The organism is Methylobacterium sp. 142-1Y (assembly GCF_057747795.1).
Genome location: NZ_CM173224.1, coordinates 3,966,662 through 3,991,089, shown reverse-complemented (window position 1 = coordinate 3,991,089; position 24,428 = coordinate 3,966,662). Strand labels below are relative to the sequence as shown.

Sequence of the window (24,428 nt, the reverse complement as noted above, 5' to 3'; positions counted from 1 at the left end):
GGTGGAAGCGTGGCGAGACGGCGAGCGCCGCGCGCGTGGGAGTTAAGCGTCGCATGGCGGATGGGCGAGACGATCGCAGGGGCCTCCTGCCGATGAAGCCGGCCCGGGTCCAGGCCGCCGAGACCCCCGGCGACGGTCTCGCGGCCCCGCTCGTGATCGCCGCGGTGATCGTGGCGGCCCTGTATTTCGGTCGCGAGATCCTGATCCCGATCGCCATCGCGGTCCTGCTCAGCTTCGTCATCGGGCCGCTGGTGGCGCTTTTGCGCAAGCTGCGGCTCGGGCGCATCCCCTCCGTCGGCGTCGCGGTGCTGCTGCTGCTCGCCGTGGTGGCGGGTTTGGGCGGGCTCATCGGCATGCAGGTCGCCGACCTCTCGACCGGCCTGCCGCGCTACCAGCGCACCATCGCCCAGAAGGCCGAGAACCTGAAGGCCGGGCCGCTCGGCGACCTCGCCGGGTACCTGCGCAGCATCAACCACCAGATCCAGCAGGCCGGAGCACCGGAGCAGAAACCGGAGGACCGGAAGGAGAAGCCTGCAGGCAAGCCCGCCCCGCCGCCCTCCGTGCAGAACCCCGACAAGCCGGTGCTGGTCGAGATGCGCGACCGCGAACCCGGCCCGGTCGAGCTCGCCGAGAAGGTGCTGGCGCCGGTCGTCTCGCCGCTGGCCACCCTCGGCATCGTGTTCGTGGTCCTGATCTTCATCCTGGTCCAGCGCGAGGATCTGCGCGACCGGATGATCCGCCTCGTCGGCTCCAGCGACCTGCACCGCACCACCGTGGCGATGGACGACGCGGCGCGGCGCCTGAGCCGGTTCTTCCTGGTCCAGCTCGCCCTCAATGCCGGGTTCGGCCTCGTCATCGGCGTCGGCCTGTGGCTGATCGGCGTGCCGAACCCGATCCTGTGGGGCATCTTCACCGCGCTGATGCGCTTCGTGCCCTATATCGGTGCCTTCCTGTCGGCCCTGCTGCCGTTGATGCTGGCGGCCGCCGTCGATCCGGGCTGGAACATGGTGCTGGCGACCGCAGCCCTGTTCCTGGTGCTGGAGCCGCTGGTCGGCCAGTTCATCGAGCCGCTGGTCTACGGCCACTCGACCGGGCTGTCGCCCTTCGCGGTCCTGGTCTCGGCCCTGTTCTGGACCTGGCTGTGGGGACCGGTGGGGCTCCTGCTCTCGACGCCGCTCACCGTCTGCCTCGTCGTGCTCGGCCGCCACGTCGACAAGCTCGAATTCCTCGACGTGCTGTTCGGCGACCGCCCGGCCCTGACCCCGGTCGAGAACTTCTATCAGCGCATGCTGGCCGACGACCCGGACGAGGCGCAGGAACTGGCCGAGGTCATCCTCGCCCAGTGCTCGCTCTCTTCCTATTACGACGAGGTGGCGCTCAAAGGCCTCCAGCTCGCCGCCACCGATGCCCGCCGCGGCGTGCTGACCGGGAGCCAGTTGGAGCGCATCCGCGTCGGCATCGCGCAACTGATCGAGGATCTGGCCGACCGGGACGACGCGGCGCCGGAGGCCAAGACCACCCTCGCCGGCCGGCTCCTGTCGGGCCGCCAGGACGAGGAGGTGCCCTGCGAGGCCGCGCCCGCCGTGCCGGACGCCCCCGCCCCGGACGCCCTGCCGGAAGCCTGGCGACGCGAGGGCGCGGTGCTCTGCGTCGCCGGCCGCGGGCCGCTCGACGAGGCCGCCTCGATGATGCTGGCCCAGCTCCTCGACAAGCACGGCTTCGGCACCCGGGTGGTGCCGTTCGAGGCGGTGTCGCGGGCCGAGATCGGGTCGCTCGACGCCTCCGCGGCGCGGATGATCTGCATCTCCTATCTCGAGATCAGCGGCACGCCGGCCCATCTGCGCTACCTCGTCCAGCGGGTGCGGCGGCGGGCGCCCGAGGCGCAGGTGCTGGTGGGCCTATGGCCGGCGGACGACGCGGTGCTGAGCGATCCCGGCGCCCGGAAATCGCTCGGCGCCGACCATTACGCGGTCTCATTGCGCGAGGGCGTCGAGGCCTGCCTGGAGGCTGTGCGCGACGCGCCGGCCGCCGCCCCCTCCCCCGCCCCGGCGCAAGAAACCCACGATCGAGAGATCCGAAACGAGACCGAGGAAGAGTACGAGACCGAGGAAGAGTTCGAGCCCGTCCCCGAGCGTGCCGGGGCCTGAAGCTCCGGGGCTTGACGCCGGGGCCGCGCCGCCGTTTCGATCCGGCGGATGCGGGCCGCGGGCCCGCGGATCGAGCGGGAATCGGGGACAGCATGAGCGTGGTGGATTTCGCACGGTTCGTGGACGAGCTCGCCACCCAATCGGGCCAGGCCATCCTGCCCTTCTTCCGCGCGTCCTTCGCCACCGAGGACAAGGCCGCCGGCAAGGCCGCCTTCGACCCGGTCACCGAGGCCGACCGCGCCGGCGAGGCGGTGATGCGCCAGCTCATCAAGCGCAGCTTTCCCGACCACGGCATCCTGGGCGAGGAATTCGGCACGGAGAATCCGGATGCGGAATACGTCTGGGTGCTCGATCCGATCGACGGCACCCGCGGCTTCATCGCCGGCCTGCCGATCTGGGGGACCCTGATCGGGCTCACCAGGGGCGGCGTGCCCTGCTACGGCCTGATGAACCAGCCCTTCACCGGCGAGCGCTTCTTCGGCGACGGCGAGGCCGCCCACTACCAGGGCCCGCACGGCCACCGCCGCCTGCGCACCCGCCGGAAAGGCGATCTGGCGGACGCGATCCTGCACACCACCGATCCGCGCCTGTTCGGCGAGGGCACGGCGGACCGGCAGGCCTACGAGCGCGTGGAGAAGGCCACCCGTCTCGCCCGCTACGGCGCCGATTGCTACGCCTACGCCATGCTCGCCGCCGGCCATATCGACCTCGTGATCGAGGCCGCGCTGAAGCCCTACGACATCGTGGCGATGATCCCGGTGATCGAGGGCGCCGGCGGCGTCGTCACTACCTGGGAGGGGACTTCCGCCGCCAAGGGCGGGCGGATCGTGGCGGCGGGGGACAAGCGGCTGCACGAGGCGGCGTTGGCGCTGCTGAACGCCTGATGCACCGGGGTTAGGCGCCGGGACGGGGACGGGGGCGGCACTCTCCGTTCACGCCACCTCGGCCCGCGCCTCCCCGACCCCCGGCAACGCCGTCCCCGGCACGAACGCGTCGAACGCCGCCCAGAACTGCTCGCGGACCGCCTCCTGCTCCATCAGGATCTCGTGGCGCGCGCCGCGCAGGGTGATGGTGTGGCCGGCCGCCAGCCGGGCGGCGAAGCGCTCCACCGCAGGGGTGCTGCACACCGGATCGGCGCCGGCGGCCACCACCAGGACCGGCACGCGGATGCCCAGCGGATAGCGCGGATCCTCGAAGCGGCGCATCGCCCGGAAGGCGGCGGCGAGCCAGCCGATGGTGGGGTCGCCGATGGCCCCGGCCCCGACCGCGAGCGCCGCGGCGGCGTTGCGGGCGTAGCGGACGGGATCGGCGGTGAGCCGGTTGTTCGGGAACGGCTTGGTGGCGATCGAGACCGCCGAGCCCCCCGGCACGTAGCGGCGGCCGAAGCCCAAGGCCCGCAGGCATGCCGCGAGGCGCATCGCGGCCTTCGGCCGGCGGATCATGCAGATCGCCACCATCGGGGCGAGGACGACGAGGCGGTCGAACGGCAGCCAGCCCTCCCGGGCCGCGGTGAGGCAGATCGCGCCGCCCATCGAGTGGGCGAGGCCGAAGAACGGGCGCGGCATCCGCGCCTCCATCACCTGGCTCTCCACCGCCGCGAGGTCGAGCTTGTACTCCGAGAAATCGTCGACATGGCCCTTGTGCGGGTCCTCGACGGTGCGGTCGGAGCCGCCCTGGCCGCGCCAGTCGAAGGCGACGACGTGGAAGCCGCGGCCGCGCAGCTCCGCCACGGTCTCGAAGTACTTCTCGATGAACTCCGCCCGGCCCTGCACCAGGCAGACCGTGCCGTGGACGACCCGCGCCGTCGGCGCCCAGGTGGCGACCCGCAAGGAAAGGCCGTCGGCGGTCCGGACCGTCAGGAGCGCGGCCCCGGGCGGGATCGGGTTGTCGGGCGTGGCGAGCAGCGGCACGGTCACGAGAAGGCCTCCGAGGCTGGCATACGGTTTCCGCATCGCTCAAGCGCCGCGCGGGCTGGATGACCCGGTGTCCGAACGGATCGTTCGGACACCGGGTCATCCAGCGCATCCTGGCACGGCACCCCCTAACAAGTGGAGCGCGAGGCCGGCTTGTCCGGCCCTTGGATCGGCCCCCTCGCAAAAAATTCGCAACCTCCCGCTTGCGGCGGTCTTGATCAGCCGAAAGCCCAATCCAATATGCGAAGGGCGCCGGCCGATACGGCGGCGCGCAAGACCGGGACCGGCCCGTGCGGCGGTTCCACCAGACTACATATTGCTTCAGACGGAGAATATGTCATGCGTCAGTTCGATCTCGCTCCCCTGTACCGTTCGACCGTCGGCTTCGACCGCCTGTTTTCCGCTCTCGACCAGTTCGTGACCTCGGATGCGGCGCCGACCTACCCGCCCTACAACATCGAGCGTACGGCCGAGAACGCCTACCGCATCACCCTCGCGGTGGCGGGCTTCACGGATCAGGACCTGTCGATCGAGACCCGCGAGAACGCGCTCACCGTGAAGGGCGAGCGCAAGGCCGAGGCCAAGCAGGCCGAGTTCCTGCACCAGGGCATCGCGGCCCGCGGCTTCGAGCGGCGCTTCCAGCTCGCCGACCACGTTCAGGTGACGGGTGCGGTGCTGGAGAACGGCCTGCTCCACGTCGATCTCGTCCGCGAGATCCCGGAGGCCAAGAAGCCGCGCCAGATCCAGATCGCCTCGGGCTCCCGCCCGCAATCGATCGAGGGCAGCGTCCAGAAGGCCGCGTAAGCGTTCAAGCCTACTCATCCCTAGGGGAGCGTCCCGGCCGCGAGGCCGGGGCGCTTCTTCGTATGGAGGGCAGGGCTGGAGCATTTTCCGACGAAGCGGATGCCGGTTCGTCGGAAAAAATGCGCCAGAATCGACGGCCTGGAGAGCTTCACGATTGCAACGCGGTCGCGAAGCGCTCTAAGCAGACTTGCGTTGGCAGGCCAACGCTTCGTCCGCTTAGATCCTTGTTTTATCGCAGATTTTTTCCGCAAAACCGGCGGCCACTTTTGCGAAATCTGCTTAGCGTCAGGGCAGGAGATGCGTGCCGTGGGTGAGCGCCGCGCCGGCCCGCAGGGCCACCGCCACGAAGACGGTCTCGGCCAGTTCCTGCTCGGTCGCGCCGGCCTTCTTCGCCGCCTCGCGGTGCACTTCGAGGCAGTAGGGGCATTGGGTGGTGAGGGCGACGGCGAGCGCCATCAGCTCCTTGTACTTGCGCGGGATCGCGCCGTCCGCGAGCGCGGCCTTGTCGAGGGCCTCGAACGCCCCCATCGCCTCCGGGGCGAGGGTCTTCAGGGCGGGCAGCTTCTGGAGGTTGGCGGAATCGTACATCGCGTGGGACATGGCGTGATCCTCCCGGGTTGGCCGGTGTCGTGACCGGCCGCCCATCGGTCGGGGCGGCTCGGCCTCGTGACAGTTAGAGGATCACGGGCCGCCGCCCAATGCGGCTTTGGGCCCGTCCGCGCGGCTTACCTCGGAGATCGCCTCAGAGATCCCCGAAGGCGAGCTGCGCCGTCGCCGGGGCCTTCGGCGACTTGCCGGGCTTGTCCTTGGCCGTGCCGGCCTTGGCGCTCCTGGCCCCGGCCTTGGCCCCCGCTTTGGCGGCGGCCTTGCGCGGCCGCTTCGGCTCGGCGCCCTGGATGCGCGCCTTGCCCTTGTCGCGGGCCACGGCCTCGGGCGCGGTCTGGTCGCCCGAGAGCCACTTGCCGCGCTTGATCACCTCGTTCACCCGGCCCTGGTTGACGCCGAGCTTGAAGGCGATCTCCTGCTGGGTCATCTCCGTCGAGCCGTGCAGCTCGAGGATCTCGCGAGCGAGTTCCGGAGTCATCTTCTTGCCGACGATGCGGCGGCCGGGCTTGACCACCCGGGTGGCGCGGTCGCGCTCGCGCAGGCGCTCGAGAATCGCCAGCGCCATCTGCATGCCGTTCTCGCGCAGGGCTTCCTCGAATTCCTTCAGCGTCGCCATCGGGACCGAACTCCGCTGTCACGTTCCGGCAGGGAAACGGCCGCCGGTCGGCGCCGGTTGCCACCGTGCACAGGTCATCCACGGTTTGTGCGCGTCCTGTTCCGGCTTGGCAACCGGCCGCCGGAGGCCATCCACCGCTCTCGCCGCCGCCCGTCGCGTTGGACAAGGCCGGCGGCTTCGCGCATGGCTTGACCCCGATCGGACAGGAGACCGGCATGGTTCTGGAAATCGCGCAGATCGAGGTGAAACCCGGGCACGAGAGCGCCTTCGAGGCCGGCGTCGGCCGGGCGGCGGAGCTGTTTCGCCGTGCCAAGGGCTGCCGTGGCATGGAGCTGCAACGCTCGGTCGAGATCCCGACCCGCTACCGCCTGATGGTGCGGTGGGAGACCCTGGAGAACCACACGGTCGACTTTCGCGAATCGGCGGATTTCCCGGCCTGGCGCGCCCTGGTCTCGGAGCATTTCGCCGCTCCGCCGCAGGTCGAGCACACGGTGCTGGCGGTCCAGGGCTTCTGAACCGCGGGACGCGCCGCGCCCGGGCGCGCGCCTCGAGCGCAGCCGCAGCGTGACATGAGGCGCCCGACCCGCTACTCGCGAGTCAAGGTTCCTCGATCTCACGGCACCCGACATGGCCCGACGTCCCCTGCGCATCGGCACCCGCGGCAGCCCGATGGCGCTCGCCCAGACCGGGATGGTGCGCGACCGCATCGCGGCGGCCCATCCCGACCTCGCCGAGCCCGGCGCGATGGAGCTCGTCGTCGTCACCACGGTGGCCGACAAGGTGCTCGACCGGCCGCTCTCCGAGATCGGCGGCAAGGGGCTGTTCACCAAGGAGCTGGAGCAGGCGCTGCTGACCGATCAGGTCGACATCGCCGTCCATTCGATGAAGGACGTCGAGACCTGGCTGCCGGACGGGCTCGTCATCGCCTGCATCCTGGAGCGGGACGATCCCCGCGACGCCTTCCTGTCGCCGCGGGCGCAGAGCCTCGCCACCCTGGCGCCGGGCAGCCGGGTCGGCACGTCGTCCCTGCGCCGCGGCGCGCAGGTGCTGATGCACCGGCCCGACCTCACGATCGTCCCCTTGCGCGGCAACGCCAATACCCGGATGAAGCGCCTCGAGGAGGGCGCCTGCGACGCCACCTTGCTCGCCATCGCGGGACTGGAGCGCCTCGGTCTCGCCGACCGCGCGCAGGAGATCCTGCCGGTGAGCGCGATGCTGCCGGCGGTGGCGCAAGGGGCGCTCGGCATCGAGTGCCGGGCCGGCGACACCGAGGTGATCGCGCGCCTTCAGGTGGTGGCCTGCCCCACGACCACGATCGCGGTGGGAGCCGAACGAGCCCTGCTCGAAGAGCTCGACGGCTCGTGCCGCACCCCGATCGCGGCGCTCGCCCAGATCGACGGCGACCGCCTGACCCTCGACGGGATCCTGTTCCTGCCCGACGGCAGCGCCCATTGGACGACCCACCGCGCCGGCGCCGCCGCCGACGCCCTGACGATCGGGCGCGAGGCGGGCGCGGAGCTGAAGGCGAAAGCGGGCGAGACCTACCGGGACAAGCTGCAATAGAGCGTTTTCCGACGAAGCGGGTGCCGGTTCGTCGAGAGAGAATGCGGCACAATCGAAAATCCAGAGCAGCGTCCGATCGCAAGGTGATCGGGGGCTGCGCCCGCGGGCGGACCGCCGCACGGAGTGATCGGCGCGCGGGTCACACCCGCATCGTTCCAGCTCGCCGCTCCTGCTCCCGGGCGCCGCCGAGCCCGCCCGCGGCGACCCCGCCGCCCCGCCGCTTGACCGCGTAGGAGGCCGCGTCCGCTTCCCGGAGCAGATCGTCGAGATCCGCCGAGGCCGAGGGCGCGCAGGCAAAGCCCAGGCTCAGTCCGACGGTGACGGTCTGCGTCCCGAGCTGGTAGGGTGCGCCGAGGGCGTGGACGATACGGCGGGCGAGAGTTTCCGCCTCCTCGACGTGCCGTACCCCGGGCTGGAGCACCACGAACTCGTCCCCGCCGATCCGGGCCGCCAGGGCGGGCGCGGCGAGAAGCAGGCGCAGTCGCGCGCCGAGCTCCTGCAGCAGGGCGTCCCCGGCCGCGTGGCCGAAGCGGTCGTTGACGGGCTTGAAGCCGTCGAGATCGAAGCAGTGGATCGCCACGCTGTCGTTCCCCATCGCCGACAAGCCGTCGAACGCCCCGCGCAGCCCGAGCCGGTTGGCGAGCCCGGTCAGGGCGTCGCTGCGGGCGAGCGCCGCCATGTCGAGGCGCAGCCGGATCTGCCGGATGGCCGTGCGATGGGCCGACAGGACGCTCTGCAGCGCCCCGACGAGGAAGAGGCTGAACATCGTCGCCAGGATGCCGTGGGACATGCCCCCGGCCCAGGCTGCCGAGACGATCGCCGGCAGGGCCGCCAGCAGCAGCGCGCCGGCCGCGATGAAGGGCCGGACCGAGAGGTGGGTGACGACGCCGGAGCAATAGCCGAACAACAGCCCGGTCGCGAGCATCTGCAGATCCATCCGGGGCTGCGCGAAGACCGTGCCGACGAGCGCGCCGACCGAGGAGGCGACCCCGATGGTGGTCAGGATCTGGCCCCACTCCCAGCGGCGGGCCTCCTTGCGCGTGAGCGGACCCCTCGCCAGCCGCCGCATCTGCAGGACGATGAGGGCGAGCTTGCATGCCGAAGTCAGGAGGCCGACCGCGACCGCCGCGAACAGGAAGGCATGGCCCAGGACCTGGGCGATGAACAGGCCCACCGCCGCCAGCGTGATGGCCATGATGGTCGTCGGCAGGGCGATGCGCGCAAGCTCGGCGACCAGCGCGGCGTAGACATCGTCCGTTTCAGCGCCTGCGGGCATCCGCCGTGTGTCCACCCCGTTTCCTGACGTGACGGAACCACGGGATCTATGACGATTCCGACAATATCCCTGGGATCGGGCCGAATCTTCGCGGCACGGCCTCTCGTGTCACAGCCTGAGGAAAGCGGAAGCCATCTGCCGTTCGGAATACTCCCCTGGAGCGTTGTCAGATCGCGCTGCAATCGGACGGCACTACAGGTCTTCGATTTCGACGCGCTTTCTTCGGCGGACCGGTATCCGCTTCGTCGGCAAATGCTCTAGACCAGTACCGGCACCGCCCGCTGCGCGCCGACGCCGAAGACCCGCTTGTATCGCTCGACCTCGTCCTCGGGTCCGAGCGCCTTGGTGGGATTGTCGGAGAGCTTCACGGTCGGGTGGCCGTTGGCGGAGATCACCTTGCAGACGATCGAGATCGGGTCGAGGCGGCCATCCGGCGCCAGCCCGCGGAAATCGTTGGTGAGGAGCGTGCCCCAGCCGTAGCCGATGCGCAGGCGGCCGTGGAAATGGCGGTGGATCCGCTCGATCACGTCGACGTCGAGCCCGTCGGAGAAGATCGCCAGCTTCTCCCGCGGGTTGCGGCCGTGCTTGGTCCACCAGCGAATCGCCTCCTCGCCCCCCTCGATCGGGTCCTTCGAATCGATGCGGATGCCGGTCCAGTCGGCCATCCAGGCCGGCCCGCGCTCCAGGAAGCCGGTGGTGCCGTAGGTATCGGGCAGGATCACCAGGAGGTTGCCGGCGTAATCCCGCTGCCAGTCGGCCAGCACCAGGTAGGGCGCGCGGGCGAGCTCCTCCTCGGTCTCGGCCAGCGCCGAATAGACCATCGGCAGCTCGTGGGCGTTGGTGCCCACCGCCTCGATGTCGTGGCGAAGCGCAATCAGGCAGTTCGAGGTGCCGAGGAAGCTCGAGCCCAAGCCTTCGATCATCGCCTCGACGCACCAGTCCTGCCACAGGAAGCCGTGGCGGCGGCGGGTGCCGAAATCGGCGATGGAAAGACCCGGCAGGTTCTTCAGCCGCTCGATCTTCTCCCAGATCCGGGTCATCGCGCGGGCATAGAGCACCTGCAGCTCGAACTTGCCCATGCCCTTGAGCACGCCGCGCGAGCGCAGCTCGTTGAGGATGGCGAGTGCGGGCACCTCCCACATCGTGGTCTCGATCCACGGGCCGTGGAAGGTGAGCACGTATTGACCGTCCTGCTTCTCCAGGAGGTAATCGGGGAAGCGGAAATTCTCGAGCCAGTCCATGAAGTCCGGCGAGAACATCTGGCGCCTTCCGTAGAAGGTGTTGCCGCGCAGCCAGGTCGATTCGCCCCGCGTCAGCCGCAGCGATCGGCAATGATCGAGCTGCTCGCGCAATTCGCCGGGATCGATGAGGTCGGCGAGCCTGATCCGGCTGGTGCGGTTCTGGATGCCGAAGGTGACCGAGACATTCCGATGCCGCCGGAAGATCGTCTGGGCCATCAGGAGCTTGTAGAAATCCGTGTCGAGCACGGAGCGGATGATCGGGTCGATCTTCCAGGTGTGGTTGTAGACCCTGGTCGCGAGATCGAGCATCGCCCGTGCCTGCCTGCCTCGGGCCGCCTCCTGCGAGCGGCCGGACCGTCGCCCCTCGGGCGGGGCGACGGCGGGTGCGAAGCCCGCACGGTTCGGGCGCCTGAGTCAAGCGCGCGAGCCGAGTGACCGCTCAGCTTCCGCTGCAATCCTCAGCCGGCGCCTCGCCTTCAGCGGGCGCCGAGATCGACGGCCTTCTTCTCGGTCTTCGGCGACTCGCCGGTCACCGCCGCCTTCACGTAGCCGTAGAGATGGAGCATCGTCGAGTTCGGGCTGTCCCAGTACTCGCCCTTCTCCGGGTGGACGCGGATCAGCGCGACCGACGGATCGTCCTTTCCGCCGGGGAACCAGGTCTTCAGGCTCTCGCTCCACTTGGCATCGATCTGTGCCTTGTCGCGCACGATCTCGGCCTTGCCCGACACCGACACGTAGTTCTGGCTCGACGGATCGGAATAGGAGAGGTTGACCTGGTTGTCGCGGCCGATCTCGTTGGTCACCGGCGCGTCCTGCTTGACGAAGAACCACAGGTCGCCGGCTTCGTCCGCATCCTGGTTCCACATCGGGCGGCTGCGCAGCTGCCCGTCGGAATCGGCCGTGGTCATCATCGCGACCTTCACGTCCTTGATCATCGCGAAGAGCTTCTTAGCGCCCTCGTGGTCGCGGTGGCTGCCCTGGTGCATCGGTCGATCTCCCTCGAAACACGTCGCGAGCGGGCAAAGCCGCTCGAAGCTGCACGACAACGGACGATGCCGGCTTTGGTTTCGGTTGCCCGCGGCCGAAACTCGGCCGTGATGTCGGACTCGCCTGACAGGGCGGCGCGCCTATCTGTGCGGTAACGGCGGCCGCATGGCGGGGCACCGCCATATCCGATGCGAAGACACGAGTCCGAGATGAAGATCAGCGCGCGCAACCAGCTCGACGGCAAGGTCGTCGAGGTCAAGAAGGGCGCCACCACCGCCCATATCCGGGTCGAGCTCGCCGGCGGGCAGATCGTCACAGCGGCGATCACCAATGAATCCGCCGACGAGCTGGGCCTGGCGCCCGGCAAGACCGTGAAGGCGGTGATCAAGTCCAGCGACGTGATGATCGCCACGGATTGAGATGCAATGTGGTGGGCTGAAGCGGGATCGCAGACGCCGTGCTCACCCCACCCACGACCTCATCCTGAGGTGTCAGTCGATTGAAAATCGACTGACCTCGAAGGAGGGCTCCGGAAGTCTCCGCGATCCCTGGAGCCCTCCTTCGAGGCTCCCTGACGGTCGCACCTCAGGATGAGGTCGTGGGTGGGATCGTTCATGATGCCGGACGGCAGGTTGTGAGTGCCTTTGCGATGCCGCTCGACCGACGCTCCCTCCTGATCGGCTCCGCAGCCTTCGCGCTGGCAAACGCGGCCCGCGCCGCCGAGCCCCCGCGGGACGATGCCGGCCGGACGCTCGACACCCTGAGACATCCCGTCACCAGGGTGTTTCCCGCAGGTCCCCCGGCGGCGATCCTGCTCTACACGCTCGCCCCCGACCTGCTGCTCGGCTGGCCGCGGGCGATCCGCCCGGCGGAAAAACCCTACCTGCTGCCGCCGGCCGCCGACCTGCCGGAGGTCGGGCGGCTCACCGGGCGCGGCAACACCGCCAACCTCGAGGCGGTGCTGGCGCTCAAGCCCGACCTGATCCTCGATGTCGGCTCCACCGCCGAGACCTACCGCTCGCTGGCCGACCGGGTGCAGGGCCAGACCGGCATTCCCTACGCCCTTCTCGACGGGCGCCTCGCCTCGGCACCCGCCACCTATCGCAGCCTCGGACGGCTGATCGGGCGCGACGCCGAACCCCTGGCCTCCCTCGCCGAGGGCATCCTGGCGACGATGCGCGCGCGCGTCGCGACGGTGCCGGAGGATAAGCGCCCCCGGGTCTACCTCGCCCGGGGCCTCCGCGGCCTCGAGACGGCGCGGGCTGGCTCGATCAACGTCGAGGCGCTGACGCTGATGGGCGCCGTCGACGTCGCCGGCCCGGGTAGCGGCCTGGCGCAGGTCTCGCCGGAGGACGTGGTGGCCTGGGCGCCCGAGGTGATCGTCGCCCTCGACCCCGCCTTCACGGCCGCAGCGCGGCAGGACCCGCTGTGGCAGGCGACCCCGGCCCTGCGATCCGGGCGGCTCCACGTGAGCCCATCGCTGCCCTTCGGCTGGGTCGATTTCCCGCCTTCGGTCAACCGCCTGATCGGCCTGTGGTGGCTCGGAAAAATCCTCTATCCGGCGCTGTTCCCCGAGGACATCAAGGGCGTTGCCCGCGACCTCTACGGCCGGCTCTACCACGTGACGCCGGACGAATCGGCCCTCGACCGCGTGCTGGCGGGAGCGCTGTGAGCGGCATCGCCCTCGCGGGCATCCGGGCGGTGCGGCTCGGCGGGCCGTGGCTGGCGCTGCTGGCCCTGGTGCTCGCCGCCGCCCTCGCCTTCGGGGTCGGGCGCTATCCGGTCTCGCTTCTCGACGTCGCCCGGGTGCTCCTCGGCCGCCTCACCGGCCACGCGCCGGACGTGGCGCCTGCCGTCGAGGCGGTGGTGCTGCAGATCCGTGGGCCCCGCATCGCCGCCGCGATCCTGATCGGCGCCGCCCTCTCGGTCGCCGGCACCGCCTTCCAGGGGCTGTTTCGCAATCCCCTCGTCTCGCCCGACATCCTCGGCGCCTCGTCCGGGGCGGCACTCGGCGCGGTCGTCGGCATCTGGCTGTCCCTCGGGGTGCTGGCGATCGAGGGGCTGGCCTTCGCGGGCGGGCTGATCGCGGTCGCCTGCGTCTACGCGCTCGGTACCGCCCTGTCGGGGCGCGATCCGGTCCTGGTGCTGGTGCTGGCCGGCGTCGTCATCGGCTCGCTTCTCGGCGCCGGGGTCGGGCTGATCAAGTATCTCGCCGACCCCTACAACCAGCTCCCGGCGATGACCTTCTGGCTCTTAGGGAGCCTGTCGGGCACGCACCCCGCCGACCTGCTGCCGCTCGCCGGTCCCGTGATCCTCGGCACCGCGCTCCTCCTGCTGCTGCGCTGGCGCCTCGACGTGCTGTCCCTGCCGGACGAGGAGGCGCGCGCGCTCGGCCTCGCCACCGGCCCCCTGCGGGTCGCCGTCGTGGCCGCCGCCACCCTGGTCACGGCGGCGAGCGTCGCGACGGCCGGCATCGTCGGCTGGGTCGGGCTGGTGGTGCCGCATCTCGCCCGGTTCCTCGTCGGCCCCGGCTTCGGCCGGCTGATCCCGACCGCGGCGCTTCTCGGGGCCGGGACGCTACTCACCATCGACACCCTCGCCCGCACCGTGGCGCCGGTCGAGGTGCCGCTCGGCATCCTCACCGCCTTCGTGGGCACGCCGGTGTTTCTCTGGCTGCTCGCCCGGGCGGAGCGGGACTGGTCGTGACCCTGCTCCAGGCCGACGACCTCGCCTTCGGCTATCCCGGCCGGGAGATCGGGCGGGGGCTCACGATGCAGCTCGCCGCCGGCGAGGCCCTGGCGCTGCTCGGACCGAATGGCGGCGGCAAGACCACTTTGCTGAAGACCCTGTTGGGCCTGCTGCCCGCTCTGGGCGGCACGATCCGGGTCGAGGGCCGGCCGCTCGGCAGTCTCACCGCCCGGGAGCGGGCGCAGGCGATGGCCTACGTACCGCAGGCCGCGGCGAGCGCCTTCGCCTTCACGGCACGGGCGGTCGTGCTGATGGGGCGCACCAGCCGCACCGGCCTGCTCGCCGCCCCGTCCCGGGCCGACCACGCGGCGGCGGAGGCGGCGCTTGCCCGCATGGGCATCGCCCATCTCGCCGAGCGCCCGGTGACGCGGTTGTCGGGCGGCGAGCGGCAACTGGTGCTGGTGGCTCGGGCACTGGCGCAGGAGCCCCGCATCGTGGTCCTCGACGAGCCGACCGCCAGCCTCGATTTCGGCAACCAGGGCCGGGTGATGGCCGAGATCCTACGCCTGCGCGCCGACGGGCTCGGCCTGCTCTTCACCACCCACGACCCCAACCAGGCCGCCCGCTACGCCGACCGGGCGCTGCTGCTGCGCGGCGGCTCGGCCCTCGCCGCCGGCCCGGTGGCGGAGGTGCTGGACGCCGCCAGCTTGAGCCGGCTCTACGGCGCGCCGGTCGAGGAGGTGCGGGATTCAGGCACCGGCGCACGGGCCTTCCTGCCAGGCGGGTGAGGACGCCGTTCCGAGACCTGCGCCTCACGCTGCCCCCCACCGATGACCGTCCCCGCCGCGCTGGCGTTTCCCGGCGCAGGGGTTACATGACGCCGGACGGATACGCGTGGCGGACAGGAGCGAGACGACGTGGCGATCACCCGGGACGACGTGCTGAAGGCGCTCGCGGGCGTGACGGTCGATGCGGCGGGGACCAGCCTGCCGGCCTCCGGCCGCCTGTCGGAGATCGTCATCGACCCTTCCGGCCGGGTCGTCTTCTCGATCGGCATCGCGCCGCCGGAGGCCAAGGCCTTCGAGGCGGTGCGCCAGGCGGCCGAGATCGCGGTGCTCAAGGTGCCCGGCGTCAAGGCGGCTCTGGCGAGCCTCACCGCCGAGCGCGGTCCGGGTGCCGGAACCGGCGCCGGCCCCGCCCCCCGCCCCGCCGCCCCGGGCGGCGCGCCGCAAGGTGGCCCCCGGCCCGGCCCGGCCCTGCCGGGGGTGCGCCACATCGTGGCGGTGGCCTCGGGCAAGGGCGGCGTCGGCAAGTCGACCACCGCCTGCAACCTCGCCCTGGCTTTGCGCGCCCAGGGGCTCAAGGTCGGCCTGCTCGATGCCGACATCTACGGCCCCTCGGTCCCGAAGCTGTTCGGCCTCGACCGCAAGCCGGAGACGATCAACACGCCGCAAGGCCAGCGCATCGTGCCGCTCAACGGCTACGGCCTTCCGGTGATGTCGATCGGCTTCCTGATCTCCGCCGACACGGCGATGATCTGGCGTGGCCCGATGGTGCAATCGGCCCTGACCCAGCTCCTGCGCGAGGTCGCCTGGGGCGAACTCGACGTGCTGATCGTCGACATGCCCCCGGGCACCGGCGACGCGCAGCTGACGCTGGCGCAAGCCACGCCGCTCGCCGGCGCGGTGATCGTCTCGACGCCGCAGGATCTCGCGCTCATCGACGCGCGGCGCGCGGTCACGATGTTCCGCCGGGTCGAGGTGCCGATCCTCGGCGTGGTCGAGAACATGGCGACCTTCGTCTGCCCGCATTGCGGCGGCACCTCGCACATCTTCGGCCATGGCGGCGCCCGCCACGAGGCCGAGACCCTGGGCGTGCCGTTCCTCGGCGAGGTGCCGCTCACCATGACGATCCGCGAATCCTCGGATGCCGGCCGCCCGGTCGTGGCGGTCGATCCCGACGGGCCGCAGGCCGCCGCCTACCGGGCGATCGCTGCGGCGCTCTGGACGAATCTCAGCGGCGGCGCCGGCCCGCGCCCGGCGCCGCGGATCGTGATCGAGTGAGTATTCCTCCGACCCTCGGGGTGATCCTGGCCGGCGGGCTCTCCCGCCGGATGGGCGGCGGCGACAAGCCGCTGCTGCGGCTCGGCGACAGGACCCTGCTCGAACGAGTGGCCGAGCGCCTAGGCCCGCAATGCTCCGCCGGGCTGATCCTCAACGCCAACGGCGATCCGGGGCGGTTCCGCGCCTTCACGGGCTTCGTGGTGCCGGATTCGCTGCCCGACGCGCCCGGGCCGCTCGCCGGCGTGCTCGCCGCCCTCGATTTCTGCGCGAGCCACCATCCGGACGTTCCTTACGTCGCGAGCGTCGCCGGCGACACGCCGTTCCTGCCCCACGACTTCGTCGCCCGGCTCCACGCGGCGCGGGGCCGCGACGGCGTCGAGATGGCGGTCGCGGCCTCCGGCGGGCAGCTGCATTTCGTGAACGGGGTCTGGGCGGTGTCCTTGCGCCACGACCTGCGGACCGCCCTCGTCGAGCGGGGCCTGCGGCGGGTGGGCATGTGGATCGCCCGGCACAACGCCGCGGAAGCGGCGTGGGAGACGGAACCGGTCGATCCGTTCCTGAACCTCAACACGCCGGAGGATTTTTTCGCGGCGGAGCGGCTGGTGGCGGGCGAGGGCCGCACGCTTATCTATTGAGGCTCGGGCTTGAACCCTCCCCCCTCTGCGGGGGAGGGTGCCCCACGGCGAGTGCGAAGCACTCGCGCTGGGGCGGGAGAGGGGACGCCGCTTCCGGAGAAGTCGCGACCGTCATGAAGGGCGCCCTCTGGATCACCGTCGCGCTGCCCCTCTCGGCGGGACTTCGTCCCGCTGCGCTCACTCCGTTCGCCACCCTCCCCCGCAGAGGGGGGAGGGTTCCCGCGGTCATCGCGGCAGCGTCGGCTCGCCGATGATGAGATTACGCCTCGACGCGCATCGACTTGATGGTGTCGGGATCGCGCACCGGCTCGCCGCGCTTGATCTGGTCGATCACGTCCATGCCCTCAACGACCTTGCCCCACACCGTGTACTGCTTGTCGAGGAAGCGGGCGTCGGAGAAGCAGATGAAGAACTGCGAGTTGGCCGAGTGCGGGAAGTTGGTGCGGGCCATCGAGCAGGTGCCGCGCACGTGCGGCTCGGCGTTGAACTCGGCCTTCAGGTCGGGCAGCTCGGAGCCGCCGGTGCCGGTGCCGGTCGGATCGCCGGTCTGGGCCATGAAGCCGTCGATCACGCGGTGGAACGGCACGCCGTCGTAGAAGCCCTGCTCCGAGAGGGTCGTGATCCGCTCGACGTGGTTGGGGGCGAGGTCGGGGCGCAGCTCGATGACCACGCGGCCCTTGCTGGTCTCCATCACGAGTCGGTTGCTGTCGGTCATGGTCGGTCTCCTTGAATCGGACCAGGGTAGACGAAACGCAGGGCGATGGGACGCCCCGCGACGGCGCCGCCGAGCCCCGCCGTCAGCCGCGCCGGGGTGCAGCGGGCCAGCGACGCCAGGGTCTCGGCGACGAGCGCGTCCCGCCATCGGGGCGAAACGCGCGAAAACGTGATCCGCGGGGTGCCCTGAAGGCTCCCGTCCCGCCGCAGCGCGAAGCGCGCGGTGATCGCGCCGGGCCCGAGACCGGCCGGGGCGCGCCAGCAGGTGGCGAGGTGCGGATAAAGCGCCGCCAGGGTGTCGGCGGGCCCCTCCGGCGGCGTCACCGGAACCCGCACGGTCGCCCGCAGGGTGGTCGGCAGCGAGAGCACCGAGGGGTTGTCGTAGACGTCGAACTGCGCGGCGGCGGGCGAGATCGACACCACCAGCGCGAGGCCGGCGCGAAAAAACCCGCCGCGCAAGGTTTACTGGCCGTCCTGCGCCAGGCTCATCCGGACGATCTTGTCCGGGTTCTGCACGGTGCCGTTCTGGGCCGACGAGCCCTTCTTGATCTTGTCGACCACGTCCATGCCGGAGGTCACCTCGCCCACCACCGTGTACTGGTTGTTGAGGAACGAGGCGTCGCCGAAGCAGATGAAGAACTGCGAATTGGCCGAGTTCGGGTCCTGCGAGCGGGCCATGCCGACGGTGCCGCGCTTGAACGGCGTCTTGGAGAACTCCGCCGGGATGTTCGGCAGGTCGGACTTGCCCATGCCGGTACCGGTCGGGTCGCCGGTCTGCGCCATGAAGCCGTCGATGACGCGGTGGAACACGATGCCGTTGTAGAAGCCGCGCTTCGTCAGCGTCTTGATCTGCTGGACGTGCTTGGGTGCGAGGTCGGGACGCAGCTGGATGGTGATCCGGCCGTCCTTGGTGTCGAGATAGACGGTGTTCTGGTCGGGCGCGGCGCTCGCCGGGACGGCGGCACCGAAGGCGGCGACGGACAGCACCAGGGCTGCGAGCCAGCGGATCATGGAGGTCTCCTGGGTGGAAGAAGGGCCGCGTCAGGCGGACGGGGCGAAGCGGGCGCCGAGGCGGTCGGCCACCGCCGCGGGCACGAAGGGCCGCACGTCGCCGCCCATGGCGGCGATCTGGCGGACCAGGGTGGCGGTAATCGGCCGCACGCCGGTCGAGGCCGGCAGGAACACGGTCTGCACCTCCGGCGCCATGGCGCCGTTCATGCCGGCGAGCTGCATCTCGTAATCGAGATCGGTGCCGTCGCGCAAACCGCGGATGAACAGGCTGGCGCCGTGCCGCCGCGCCGCCGCCACCGCGAGGTCGGCAAAGGTGACGACCTCGAGGCGCGTCCCGGTCTCGGCGGCGAGCGGCCCGCAGGTGACCCGGATCAGCTCCGCCCGCTCCTCGGCGGAGAAGAGCGGGGTCTTGCCCGGATGCACGCCGATCGCCACGACCAGGCGGCCGACCAGGCGGCAGGCCTGGCGCACCACGTCGAGATGGCCGTTGGTCACCGGATCGAAGGAGCCGGCATAGAGCGCGGTGCGGTTCATCATGGTCCCCCTAGAGCATTTTCGGGCCCGACGGAACCGCCCGTCATTTCGTCACGGCACCGACCAGCGGCCCGAGGGGCCGGCTCAGGTCCTGGCGGCCCAGGGACGGGGCGTAGAGGCTCGACACGCTGCCGTCGAGGAAGAGCGCGTTGGGGCAGCCGAGATCGTCGCGAAACAGCCGCGCGAAGGCCCCGAAGCTCACCGGCGCCTCCGAGATCGCGAACACCGCCGTATGCCCGTCCGGCCGCACGCCGACGCCGTTGCGGATCTTTTGCGATGGCCCGTCCTCGGAGATCTTGGGATGGATGCGGTTGTTGATCACCAGCATCGGGCCGGACTGGGTCGCGAATTCGGCGCGCGGACGGGCCTTCAGGTAGCGCCCGGTCTCGATCACCCCGGCGCGGTCGCCCGCGACGTAGAACACCCCGTTGGGCTTCATGTGGAAGTTGCCCGGGCCGTTGGCAGTGTTGGCGGCCTTCAATTCGCGCCCGTCCTCGACGTAGAGGCCGACGGGGCCGAGGCCGTTGTCGTACATGCCGGCATTCATCGCGAAGGCGAGCTTGTCGCCCTGCTGGCCGGCGAGCCGCGAGAGCGAGCCGTAGGGCAGGCCGTCGGGCCCGCGCCAGAACAGCTTCACCCGGGCGCGCCGCAGGTCGACGGTGCAGACGGCGTAGGCCTGGCCTTCATGGGTCTGCGGCCGGCAGGAGGCCGCCGGGGTGGAGGTGGGGACAGGGCCGGGCGCCGCAGCGGCAGGGCCGGCGGGAAGCCACGCGAGCCCCGCCCCTAGCAACACCGCCCCGATACGCCCGGTCATACCCGCCATCAGACCCACCATGTGCCTCTCCGCTCCCCGCCCGTGCGACCGGTTTTCGGGATACCGGTATAGGGCGATCGTGACGTTTTGCAGCATGAACCGGAGAACGAGCGTCGGCGTTCTGAGTGCCTGGGGGTTCACGGATTATCTCTCGAAGGGAGATCGGATCATGAAGGGCATGTTGGCGGCATCGGCGGCCCTCGCGGGTGCGCTGCTCGTCGTTCCGGCCACCGCCGAGGCGCGGGGCTTCGGCGGTGGCGGGTTCCATGGTGGTGGCTTCCATGGCGGCGGCTTCGGCGGCGGGTTCCGGGGCGGCTTCGGCGGCGGTGGCTTCCGCGGCGGCTTCGGCGGGTATCGCGGGGTCGGCTTCGGTGGCTACCGGGGCGGATTCGGCGGCTGGCGCGGCGGTTACGGCGGCTATCGCGGCGTGGGCTTCGGCGGCTGGCGCGGGGGCTATGGCGGCTGGCGCGGCGGCTACGGCTATCGCCGCGGCTACGGCTGGGGCGCGGCGGGCCTCGGGCTCGGCGTCGGGCTCGGCCTCGCGGCGGCCACGGCCTACCCGTATTACGGCGGCTACGGCTACGGCGGATACGCCCCGGTCGGGTATTACGGCGGCGGCTACGATTACGGCTATGGCGGCGGCTGCTACGAGGTGCCGCGCGTGCGCTGGACCCCGTGGGGCTACCGCCGCGTCCTCGTGACCCGCTGCTACTGACGGCGACCGACTGCGATCCAACGAGGGCCGCCCGCGCAAGGGCGGCCCTTTCCCGTTACGGGCCCATCAGCGGCGTCCCGCCGCCTCCTCCCGCCGCATCGGCATGGCGTCGATGGTGGAGAAGAGGCGCTCGGCCGGGATCGGCTGCTCGGCGGTGAGCTTCGCCCCGCCATCCTTGCCGACCAGCACCGCCCGGAATCCCGTCGCCGGCAGGCCGAGGCGGCGACGCAAGGCGGCCGCCCCCCTTCCCTCCCCGATCGCCCGCACCACCACGAGGTCGCGCTCGCGCATCCCCGACGCCGCCGCCTCGGCGATGCGTCCTTGCGCGGCGGCGCGGGGATCGCCGGCATCGGCCGCGATCACCAGCACCCGGGACTTCCAGCGGTAGCGGTCGAGATCGGAGCCGGCGGCTGCAGCCGGGATCGCTGCCGCGAGCAGGAGCGCGCCGGCGAGGAGCGAGGACGGGAGCATGGCCGAACCCTTTCGCAGTGGAGCCGGGCGGGACCGGCGCATCTCTCGCAGGTAAGGCTCTTACAAACTCCGGCCAGCGCGGCGTTGACGCGCGGGGTCGCGCGTCCCAGTTGCGACGGGATCGACGCGTGGGCGTGGCCGGGAGGCCAGCCCGCACCCCGAGAAAATCCCTGAAGGGAGGTCCCCGCATGTCCGACGTGAACCGCCGTATCGTCCTGGCGTCCCGGCCCCACGGCGAGCCGACCCCGGCCCATTTCCGCGTCGAGCGCGGAACGGTGCCGGTCGCCAAGGAGGGCGAGGTGCTGCTGCGCAACCGCTACCTCTCCCTCGATCCCTACATGCGCGGCCGGATGAGCGCGGCGAAGTCCTACGCCAAGCCGGTCGAGATCAACGACGTGATGGTCGGCGGCACGGTGTCGGAGGTGGTGGCCTCGCACCATCCCGGCTTCGCGGTCGGCGATACGGTGTCGGCCTATGGCGGCTGGCAGGATTTCGCCGTGTCGAACGGCCAGGGTCTGCGCAAGCTCGATCCCGCCGCCGCCCCCGTCACCACGGCGCTGGGCGTCCTCGGCATGCCGGGCATGACCGCCTATACCGGGCTGCTCACCATCGGGGCGCCGAAGGCCGGCGAGACCGTGGTTGTCGCCGCCGCGACCGGTCCGGTCGGCTCGCTGGTCGGCCAGATCGCCAAGCTGAAGGGGGCCCGCGCGGTCGGCATCGCCGGCGGGCCGGACAAGTGCCGGCACCTTACCGAGGAGCTGGGTTTCGACGTGGCGGTCGATCACCGCTCCGGCGACCTGCCCGCCGCGCTCGCGGCGGCCTGCCCGGACGGCATCGACGTGTATTTCGAGAATGTCGGCGGCGCGGTGTTCGACGCGGTGCTGCCGCTCCTCAACGACTTCGCCCGCATCCCGGTCTGCGGCCTCGTCGCCAACTACAACATGACCGAGCTGCCCGCCGGACCCGACCGGGTGCCGGCCCTGATGCGCGCCGTCTTGAGCAAGCGGCTGAATTTCCGCGGCTTCATCGTCTCCGATTTCGCCGATCAGGGCCCGGCCTTCCACAAGGACGTCGGCCAATGGCTGCGCGAGGGCAAGATCCGCTACCGCGAGGACGTGGTCGAGGGGCTGGAGAACGCACCCGAGGCTTTCATCGGCCTGCTCAAGGGCCGCAACTTCGGGAAATTGATCGTGAAGCTATAGGACGCATTCGTTTTTCGCAGACGAAAGCTACATCCTCCATCGTCATCCCGGGGCCGCGCAGCGGAACCCGGGATGACCAAGAGGGTGGCAGACGCGCCGCGGGATCGATTGAACCCGCGGAGACCTACTCGTCCTCCGCTGGCCGCCGTGCCAGCGCCCGCAACGCCCCCCGGAAGCTCTTCACGTCCTGCTCGGTCATCGCCATGCGGTGGAACATGTCGCGCATGTTGCGGATCATTCCGTCGCGCTTCGCCGGCGGGTAGTAGCCGGCGGCGTCGAGTTCCGCTTCCAGGCTCTCGAACAGCGAGATCAGGGCCCCCCGCGGCGCCGGTCCCGAGCGCATCTCCCCGGAGAACGGCAGCACGGCCTGTCCCGCCGCCCGCCGCCACTCGTAGCCCACGAGGAGCACGCTCTGGGCGAGATTGAGCGAGGCATGCTCCGGATCGACCGGGAAGGTGACGATGGCATCGGCCAGCGAGACCTCGTCGTTCGACAGCCCGACCCGCTCGCGCCCGAACAGGATACCGACCCGCTCCCCCGCCGCGAGCCGGCCGGCCGCCTCCGCCATCCCCGCGTCGGGCCCGAAGACCCGCTTCATCTGGCCCCGTTCCCGGGCCGTGGTGGCGAGCACGTAATGCAGGTCGGCCAGGGCCTCGGGAACCGTGGGAAAGACGGTCGTGCCGTCGAGGACGTGGGTGGCGCTCGAGGCCGTCTCGCGCACGCCCTTCATCGGCCAGCCGCCCTTCGGGTTGACGATGCGCAGGGCGTCGAGCCCGAAATTCCCCATCGCGCGGGCGGTCATGCCGATATTCTCCGCGAGTTGCGGCTCGACCAGGATGATGACGGGGCGGTTCGGCAAGGAAGCGGTCATGAAATGCGATCGGTCATGGACGTGATCGGACGGGAGGAGTTGCCGGCACATAAGGCCTTCCGCCCGGATCGCGAAGGGGCGTCGCGCCTGCCCGGGAACCCACCGGCCCCGATCCGTGTTGTTAGGGCGGACCTCCTTGCAGCCCCGGTGCCCCCGCGCCGGGGCTTTTTTCGTGACACCGGAGAAAAACCATTCCGTCCCGGCGCTTCCCCCTGTTTGTGCAGCGCGCTATGACCGCGCCACGGCCGGCCGCGTGCCTTACCCGGGCATGCGGGCGGCCCCCGGATCACGGAAGGCTGGATCAGACATGGCGAAGATCAAGGTGGCGAACCCCGTCGTCGAGCTCGACGGCGACGAGATGACCCGGATCATCTGGCAGTCCATCAAGGACAAGCTGATCCACCCCTACCTCGACGTTCCGCTGGAATACTACGACCTCGGGGTCGAGCACCGCGACGCCACCAACGACAAGGTGACGATCGAGGCCGCCGAGGCGATCAAGAAGCACGGCGTCGGCGTCAAGTGCGCCACCATCACCCCGGACGAGGCCCGGGTGAAGGAGTTCAACCTCAAGGAGATGTGGAAGTCGCCGAACGGCACGATCCGCAACATCCTCGGCGGCGTGATCTTCCGCGAGCCGATCATCTGCAAGAACGTGCCGCGCCTCGTGCCGGGCTGGACCCAGCCGATCGTGGTCGGCCGTCACGCCTATGGCGACCAGTACCGCGCCACCGACTTCAAGGTGCCGGGCAAGGGCCGCATGACGGTCAAGTTCGAGGGTGACGATGGCACCGTCATCGAGCGCGAGGTGTTCAAGTTCCCGGGCGCCGGCGTCGCCCTATCGATGTACAACCTCGACGAGTCGATTCGCGACTTCGCCCGCGCGTCGATGAACTATGGCCTGGCCCGCAAGTTCCCGGTCTACCTCTCGACCAAGAACACCATCCTGAAGGCCTATGACGGCCGGTTCAAGGACATCTTCGAGGAGGTGTACGAGGCCGAGTTCAAGTCGCGGTTCCAGTCGGCCGGCATCACCTACGAGCACCGCCTGATCGACGACATGGTCGCCTCGGCCCTGAAGTGGTCCGGCGGCTACGTCTGGGCGTGCAAGAACTACGACGGCGACGTGCAGTCGGACACCGTGGCGCAGGGCTTCGGCTCGCTCGGCCTGATGACCTCGGTGCTGCTCACCCCCGACGGCCAGACCGTCGAGGCCGAGGCCGCCCACGGCACGGTGACCCGCCACTACCGCGAGCACCAGAAGGGCAAGGAGACCTCGACCAACTCGATCGCGTCGATCTTCGCCTGGACCCGCGGCCTGTCGCACCGCGCCAAGCTCGACTCGAACGCCGATCTCGCCAAGTTCGCCGAGACCCTGGAGAAGGTCTGCGTCGACACCGTCGAGGCCGGCTTCATGACCAAGGACCTCGCGCTGCTCGTCGGCCCCGACCAGAAGTGGCTCTCGACCACCGGCTTCCTCGACAAGATCGACGAGAACCTGAAGACCGCGATGACGGCATAAGGCCCGAGGCGGCCGGGCTCCCGGCCGCCTTTCCA

At 70.6% G+C, this 24,428-nt stretch carries 27 protein-coding genes; 14 read left to right on the top strand and 13 right to left on the bottom strand.

Going from position 1 to position 24,428, the window contains the following annotated elements:
• Nucleotides 1-53 precede the first annotated feature (53 nt).
• Together AC3AOF_RS18275 and hisN are read left to right on the top strand one after the other, a co-directional pair.
• Entirely contained in the window at nt 54-2,147 is a 2,094-nt protein-coding gene (locus AC3AOF_RS18275) for an AI-2E family transporter (protein ID WP_488346111.1), read from the top strand.
• Nucleotides 2,148-2,239: 92 nt separating this feature from the next.
• Nucleotides 2,240-3,031, top strand: coding sequence for a histidinol-phosphatase (gene hisN / locus AC3AOF_RS18270; RefSeq protein ID WP_236989516.1), 792 nt, complete (start codon nt 2,240-2,242; stop codon nt 3,029-3,031).
• Between the two features lie 48 nt (nt 3,032-3,079).
• Here hisN and AC3AOF_RS18265 read toward each other — a convergent pair whose 3' ends face one another.
• Nucleotides 3,080-4,099, bottom strand: coding sequence for an alpha/beta hydrolase (locus AC3AOF_RS18265; RefSeq protein ID WP_236989517.1), 1,020 nt, complete (start codon nt 4,097-4,099; stop codon nt 3,080-3,082).
• Nucleotides 4,100-4,399: 300 nt separating this feature from the next.
• Here AC3AOF_RS18265 and AC3AOF_RS18260 point away from each other — a divergent pair, with 300 nt between their 5' ends.
• A complete protein-coding gene (locus AC3AOF_RS18260) occupies nt 4,400-4,864 on the top strand; it encodes an Hsp20 family protein (RefSeq protein ID WP_099899369.1) in 465 nt (154 codons plus the stop codon).
• Between the two features lie 285 nt (nt 4,865-5,149).
• On the opposite strand, the gene AC3AOF_RS18255 is transcribed toward AC3AOF_RS18260, so the two are convergent.
• Both AC3AOF_RS18255 and AC3AOF_RS18250 read right to left on the bottom strand, forming a co-directional pair.
• Nucleotides 5,150-5,452, bottom strand: coding sequence for a carboxymuconolactone decarboxylase family protein (locus AC3AOF_RS18255; RefSeq protein ID WP_236992751.1), 303 nt, complete (start codon nt 5,450-5,452; stop codon nt 5,150-5,152).
• Between the two features lie 154 nt (nt 5,453-5,606).
• Nucleotides 5,607-6,086 (bottom strand): RNA polymerase subunit sigma-70, encoded by a 480-nt coding sequence (locus AC3AOF_RS18250; RefSeq protein ID WP_236989518.1) that lies wholly within the window; start codon nt 6,084-6,086, stop codon nt 5,607-5,609.
• 215 nt (nt 6,087-6,301) lie between these two features.
• On the opposite strand from AC3AOF_RS18250, the gene AC3AOF_RS18245 reads away from it, so the two are divergent.
• Complete coding sequence (locus AC3AOF_RS18245; RefSeq protein ID WP_488346110.1) at nt 6,302-6,601, top strand: antibiotic biosynthesis monooxygenase family protein; 300 nt, start codon at nt 6,302-6,304, stop codon at nt 6,599-6,601.
• A 112-nt stretch (nt 6,602-6,713) separates the two neighbouring features.
• A complete protein-coding gene (gene hemC, locus AC3AOF_RS18240; protein WP_236989520.1) occupies nt 6,714-7,649 on the top strand; it encodes a hydroxymethylbilane synthase in 936 nt (311 codons plus the stop codon).
• A 139-nt stretch (nt 7,650-7,788) separates the two neighbouring features.
• Here hemC and AC3AOF_RS18235 read toward each other — a convergent pair whose 3' ends face one another.
• From AC3AOF_RS18235 to AC3AOF_RS18225, 3 genes are all read right to left on the bottom strand, one after another.
• A complete protein-coding gene (locus tag AC3AOF_RS18235; RefSeq protein WP_488346109.1) occupies nt 7,789-8,925 on the bottom strand; it encodes a diguanylate cyclase domain-containing protein in 1,137 nt (378 codons plus the stop codon).
• A gap of 257 nt (nt 8,926-9,182) precedes the next feature.
• On the bottom strand, nt 9,183-10,475 hold the full coding sequence (pncB, locus tag AC3AOF_RS18230; RefSeq protein WP_236989522.1) for a nicotinate phosphoribosyltransferase: 1,293 nt from the start codon (nt 10,473-10,475) through the stop codon (nt 9,183-9,185).
• A 167-nt stretch (nt 10,476-10,642) separates the two neighbouring features.
• A complete protein-coding gene (locus AC3AOF_RS18225; protein WP_236989523.1) occupies nt 10,643-11,152 on the bottom strand; it encodes a pyridoxamine 5'-phosphate oxidase family protein in 510 nt (169 codons plus the stop codon).
• A 210-nt stretch (nt 11,153-11,362) separates the two neighbouring features.
• On the opposite strand from AC3AOF_RS18225, the gene AC3AOF_RS18220 reads away from it, so the two are divergent.
• The 6 genes from AC3AOF_RS18220 (at nt 11,363) to mobA (ending at nt 16,539) form a co-directional block, all read left to right on the top strand.
• Nucleotides 11,363-11,572, top strand: a complete 210-nt coding sequence (locus AC3AOF_RS18220) for a TOBE domain-containing protein (protein WP_236989524.1) — start codon at nt 11,363-11,365, stop codon at nt 11,570-11,572.
• A gap of 230 nt (nt 11,573-11,802) precedes the next feature.
• A complete protein-coding gene (locus tag AC3AOF_RS18215; protein ID WP_488346108.1) occupies nt 11,803-12,825 on the top strand; it encodes an iron ABC transporter substrate-binding protein in 1,023 nt (340 codons plus the stop codon).
• Nucleotides 12,822-13,859, top strand: a complete 1,038-nt coding sequence (locus tag AC3AOF_RS18210) for a FecCD family ABC transporter permease (RefSeq protein WP_236989526.1) — start codon at nt 12,822-12,824, stop codon at nt 13,857-13,859. Before AC3AOF_RS18215 ends, AC3AOF_RS18210 begins: the two co-directional genes overlap by 4 nt.
• A complete protein-coding gene (locus tag AC3AOF_RS18205; RefSeq protein WP_236989527.1) occupies nt 13,856-14,629 on the top strand; it encodes an ABC transporter ATP-binding protein in 774 nt (257 codons plus the stop codon). Before AC3AOF_RS18210 ends, AC3AOF_RS18205 begins: the two co-directional genes overlap by 4 nt.
• A 129-nt stretch (nt 14,630-14,758) precedes the next feature.
• Nucleotides 14,759-15,904 carry an Mrp/NBP35 family ATP-binding protein gene (locus AC3AOF_RS18200; protein WP_488346107.1) on the top strand — a complete coding sequence of 382 codons (1,146 nt, stop codon included), beginning with the start codon at nt 14,759-14,761 and terminating at the stop codon, nt 15,902-15,904.
• A complete protein-coding gene (gene mobA / locus AC3AOF_RS18195; protein ID WP_488346106.1) occupies nt 15,901-16,539 on the top strand; it encodes a molybdenum cofactor guanylyltransferase MobA in 639 nt (212 codons plus the stop codon). The genes AC3AOF_RS18200 and mobA overlap by 4 nt, the downstream gene beginning before the upstream one ends.
• 259 nt (nt 16,540-16,798) lie before the next feature.
• Here the strand turns inward: mobA and AC3AOF_RS18190 are convergent, their stop codons facing one another.
• The 5 genes from AC3AOF_RS18190 to AC3AOF_RS18170 are packed head-to-tail and all read right to left on the bottom strand — an operon-like array spanning nt 16,799 to nt 19,633.
• Complete coding sequence (locus tag AC3AOF_RS18190) at nt 16,799-17,254, bottom strand: peptidylprolyl isomerase (protein ID WP_091746664.1); 456 nt, start codon at nt 17,252-17,254, stop codon at nt 16,799-16,801.
• Nucleotides 17,251-17,712 carry a hypothetical protein gene (locus AC3AOF_RS18185; protein ID WP_488346105.1) on the bottom strand — a complete coding sequence of 154 codons (462 nt, stop codon included), beginning with the start codon at nt 17,710-17,712 and terminating at the stop codon, nt 17,251-17,253. The genes AC3AOF_RS18190 and AC3AOF_RS18185 overlap by 4 nt, the downstream gene beginning before the upstream one ends.
• Before the next feature lie 3 nt (nt 17,713-17,715).
• A complete protein-coding gene (locus tag AC3AOF_RS18180; RefSeq protein WP_236989530.1) occupies nt 17,716-18,264 on the bottom strand; it encodes a peptidylprolyl isomerase in 549 nt (182 codons plus the stop codon).
• A gap of 30 nt (nt 18,265-18,294) precedes the next feature.
• Nucleotides 18,295-18,798, bottom strand: a complete 504-nt coding sequence (coaD, locus tag AC3AOF_RS18175) for a pantetheine-phosphate adenylyltransferase (RefSeq protein WP_488346104.1) — start codon at nt 18,796-18,798, stop codon at nt 18,295-18,297.
• Between the two features lie 43 nt (nt 18,799-18,841).
• Nucleotides 18,842-19,633, bottom strand: a complete 792-nt coding sequence (locus tag AC3AOF_RS18170) for a phosphodiester glycosidase family protein (protein ID WP_488346103.1) — start codon at nt 19,631-19,633, stop codon at nt 18,842-18,844.
• Between the two features lie 148 nt (nt 19,634-19,781).
• On the opposite strand from AC3AOF_RS18170, the gene AC3AOF_RS18165 reads away from it, so the two are divergent.
• Nucleotides 19,782-20,327 carry a hypothetical protein gene (locus AC3AOF_RS18165; RefSeq protein WP_488346102.1) on the top strand — a complete coding sequence of 182 codons (546 nt, stop codon included), beginning with the start codon at nt 19,782-19,784 and terminating at the stop codon, nt 20,325-20,327.
• A 66-nt stretch (nt 20,328-20,393) separates the two neighbouring features.
• Here AC3AOF_RS18165 and AC3AOF_RS18160 read toward each other — a convergent pair whose 3' ends face one another.
• On the bottom strand, nt 20,394-20,798 hold the full coding sequence (locus AC3AOF_RS18160) for a DUF4174 domain-containing protein (RefSeq protein ID WP_488346101.1): 405 nt from the start codon (nt 20,796-20,798) through the stop codon (nt 20,394-20,396).
• 188 nt (nt 20,799-20,986) lie between these two features.
• On the opposite strand from AC3AOF_RS18160, the gene AC3AOF_RS18155 reads away from it, so the two are divergent.
• The gene (locus AC3AOF_RS18155; RefSeq protein ID WP_236989534.1) at nt 20,987-22,000 is read left to right on the top strand and encodes an NADP-dependent oxidoreductase; all 1,014 of its coding nucleotides are present in this window, start codon (nt 20,987-20,989) and stop codon (nt 21,998-22,000) included.
• A gap of 124 nt (nt 22,001-22,124) precedes the next feature.
• Here AC3AOF_RS18155 and AC3AOF_RS18150 read toward each other — a convergent pair whose 3' ends face one another.
• The gene (locus AC3AOF_RS18150; RefSeq protein WP_236989535.1) at nt 22,125-22,871 is read right to left on the bottom strand and encodes an RNA methyltransferase; all 747 of its coding nucleotides are present in this window, start codon (nt 22,869-22,871) and stop codon (nt 22,125-22,127) included.
• A 307-nt stretch (nt 22,872-23,178) separates the two neighbouring features.
• Here AC3AOF_RS18150 and AC3AOF_RS18145 point away from each other — a divergent pair, with 307 nt between their 5' ends.
• The gene (locus AC3AOF_RS18145; protein ID WP_048433085.1) at nt 23,179-24,393 is read left to right on the top strand and encodes an NADP-dependent isocitrate dehydrogenase; all 1,215 of its coding nucleotides are present in this window, start codon (nt 23,179-23,181) and stop codon (nt 24,391-24,393) included.
• Nucleotides 24,394-24,428: the final 35 nt, after the last annotated feature.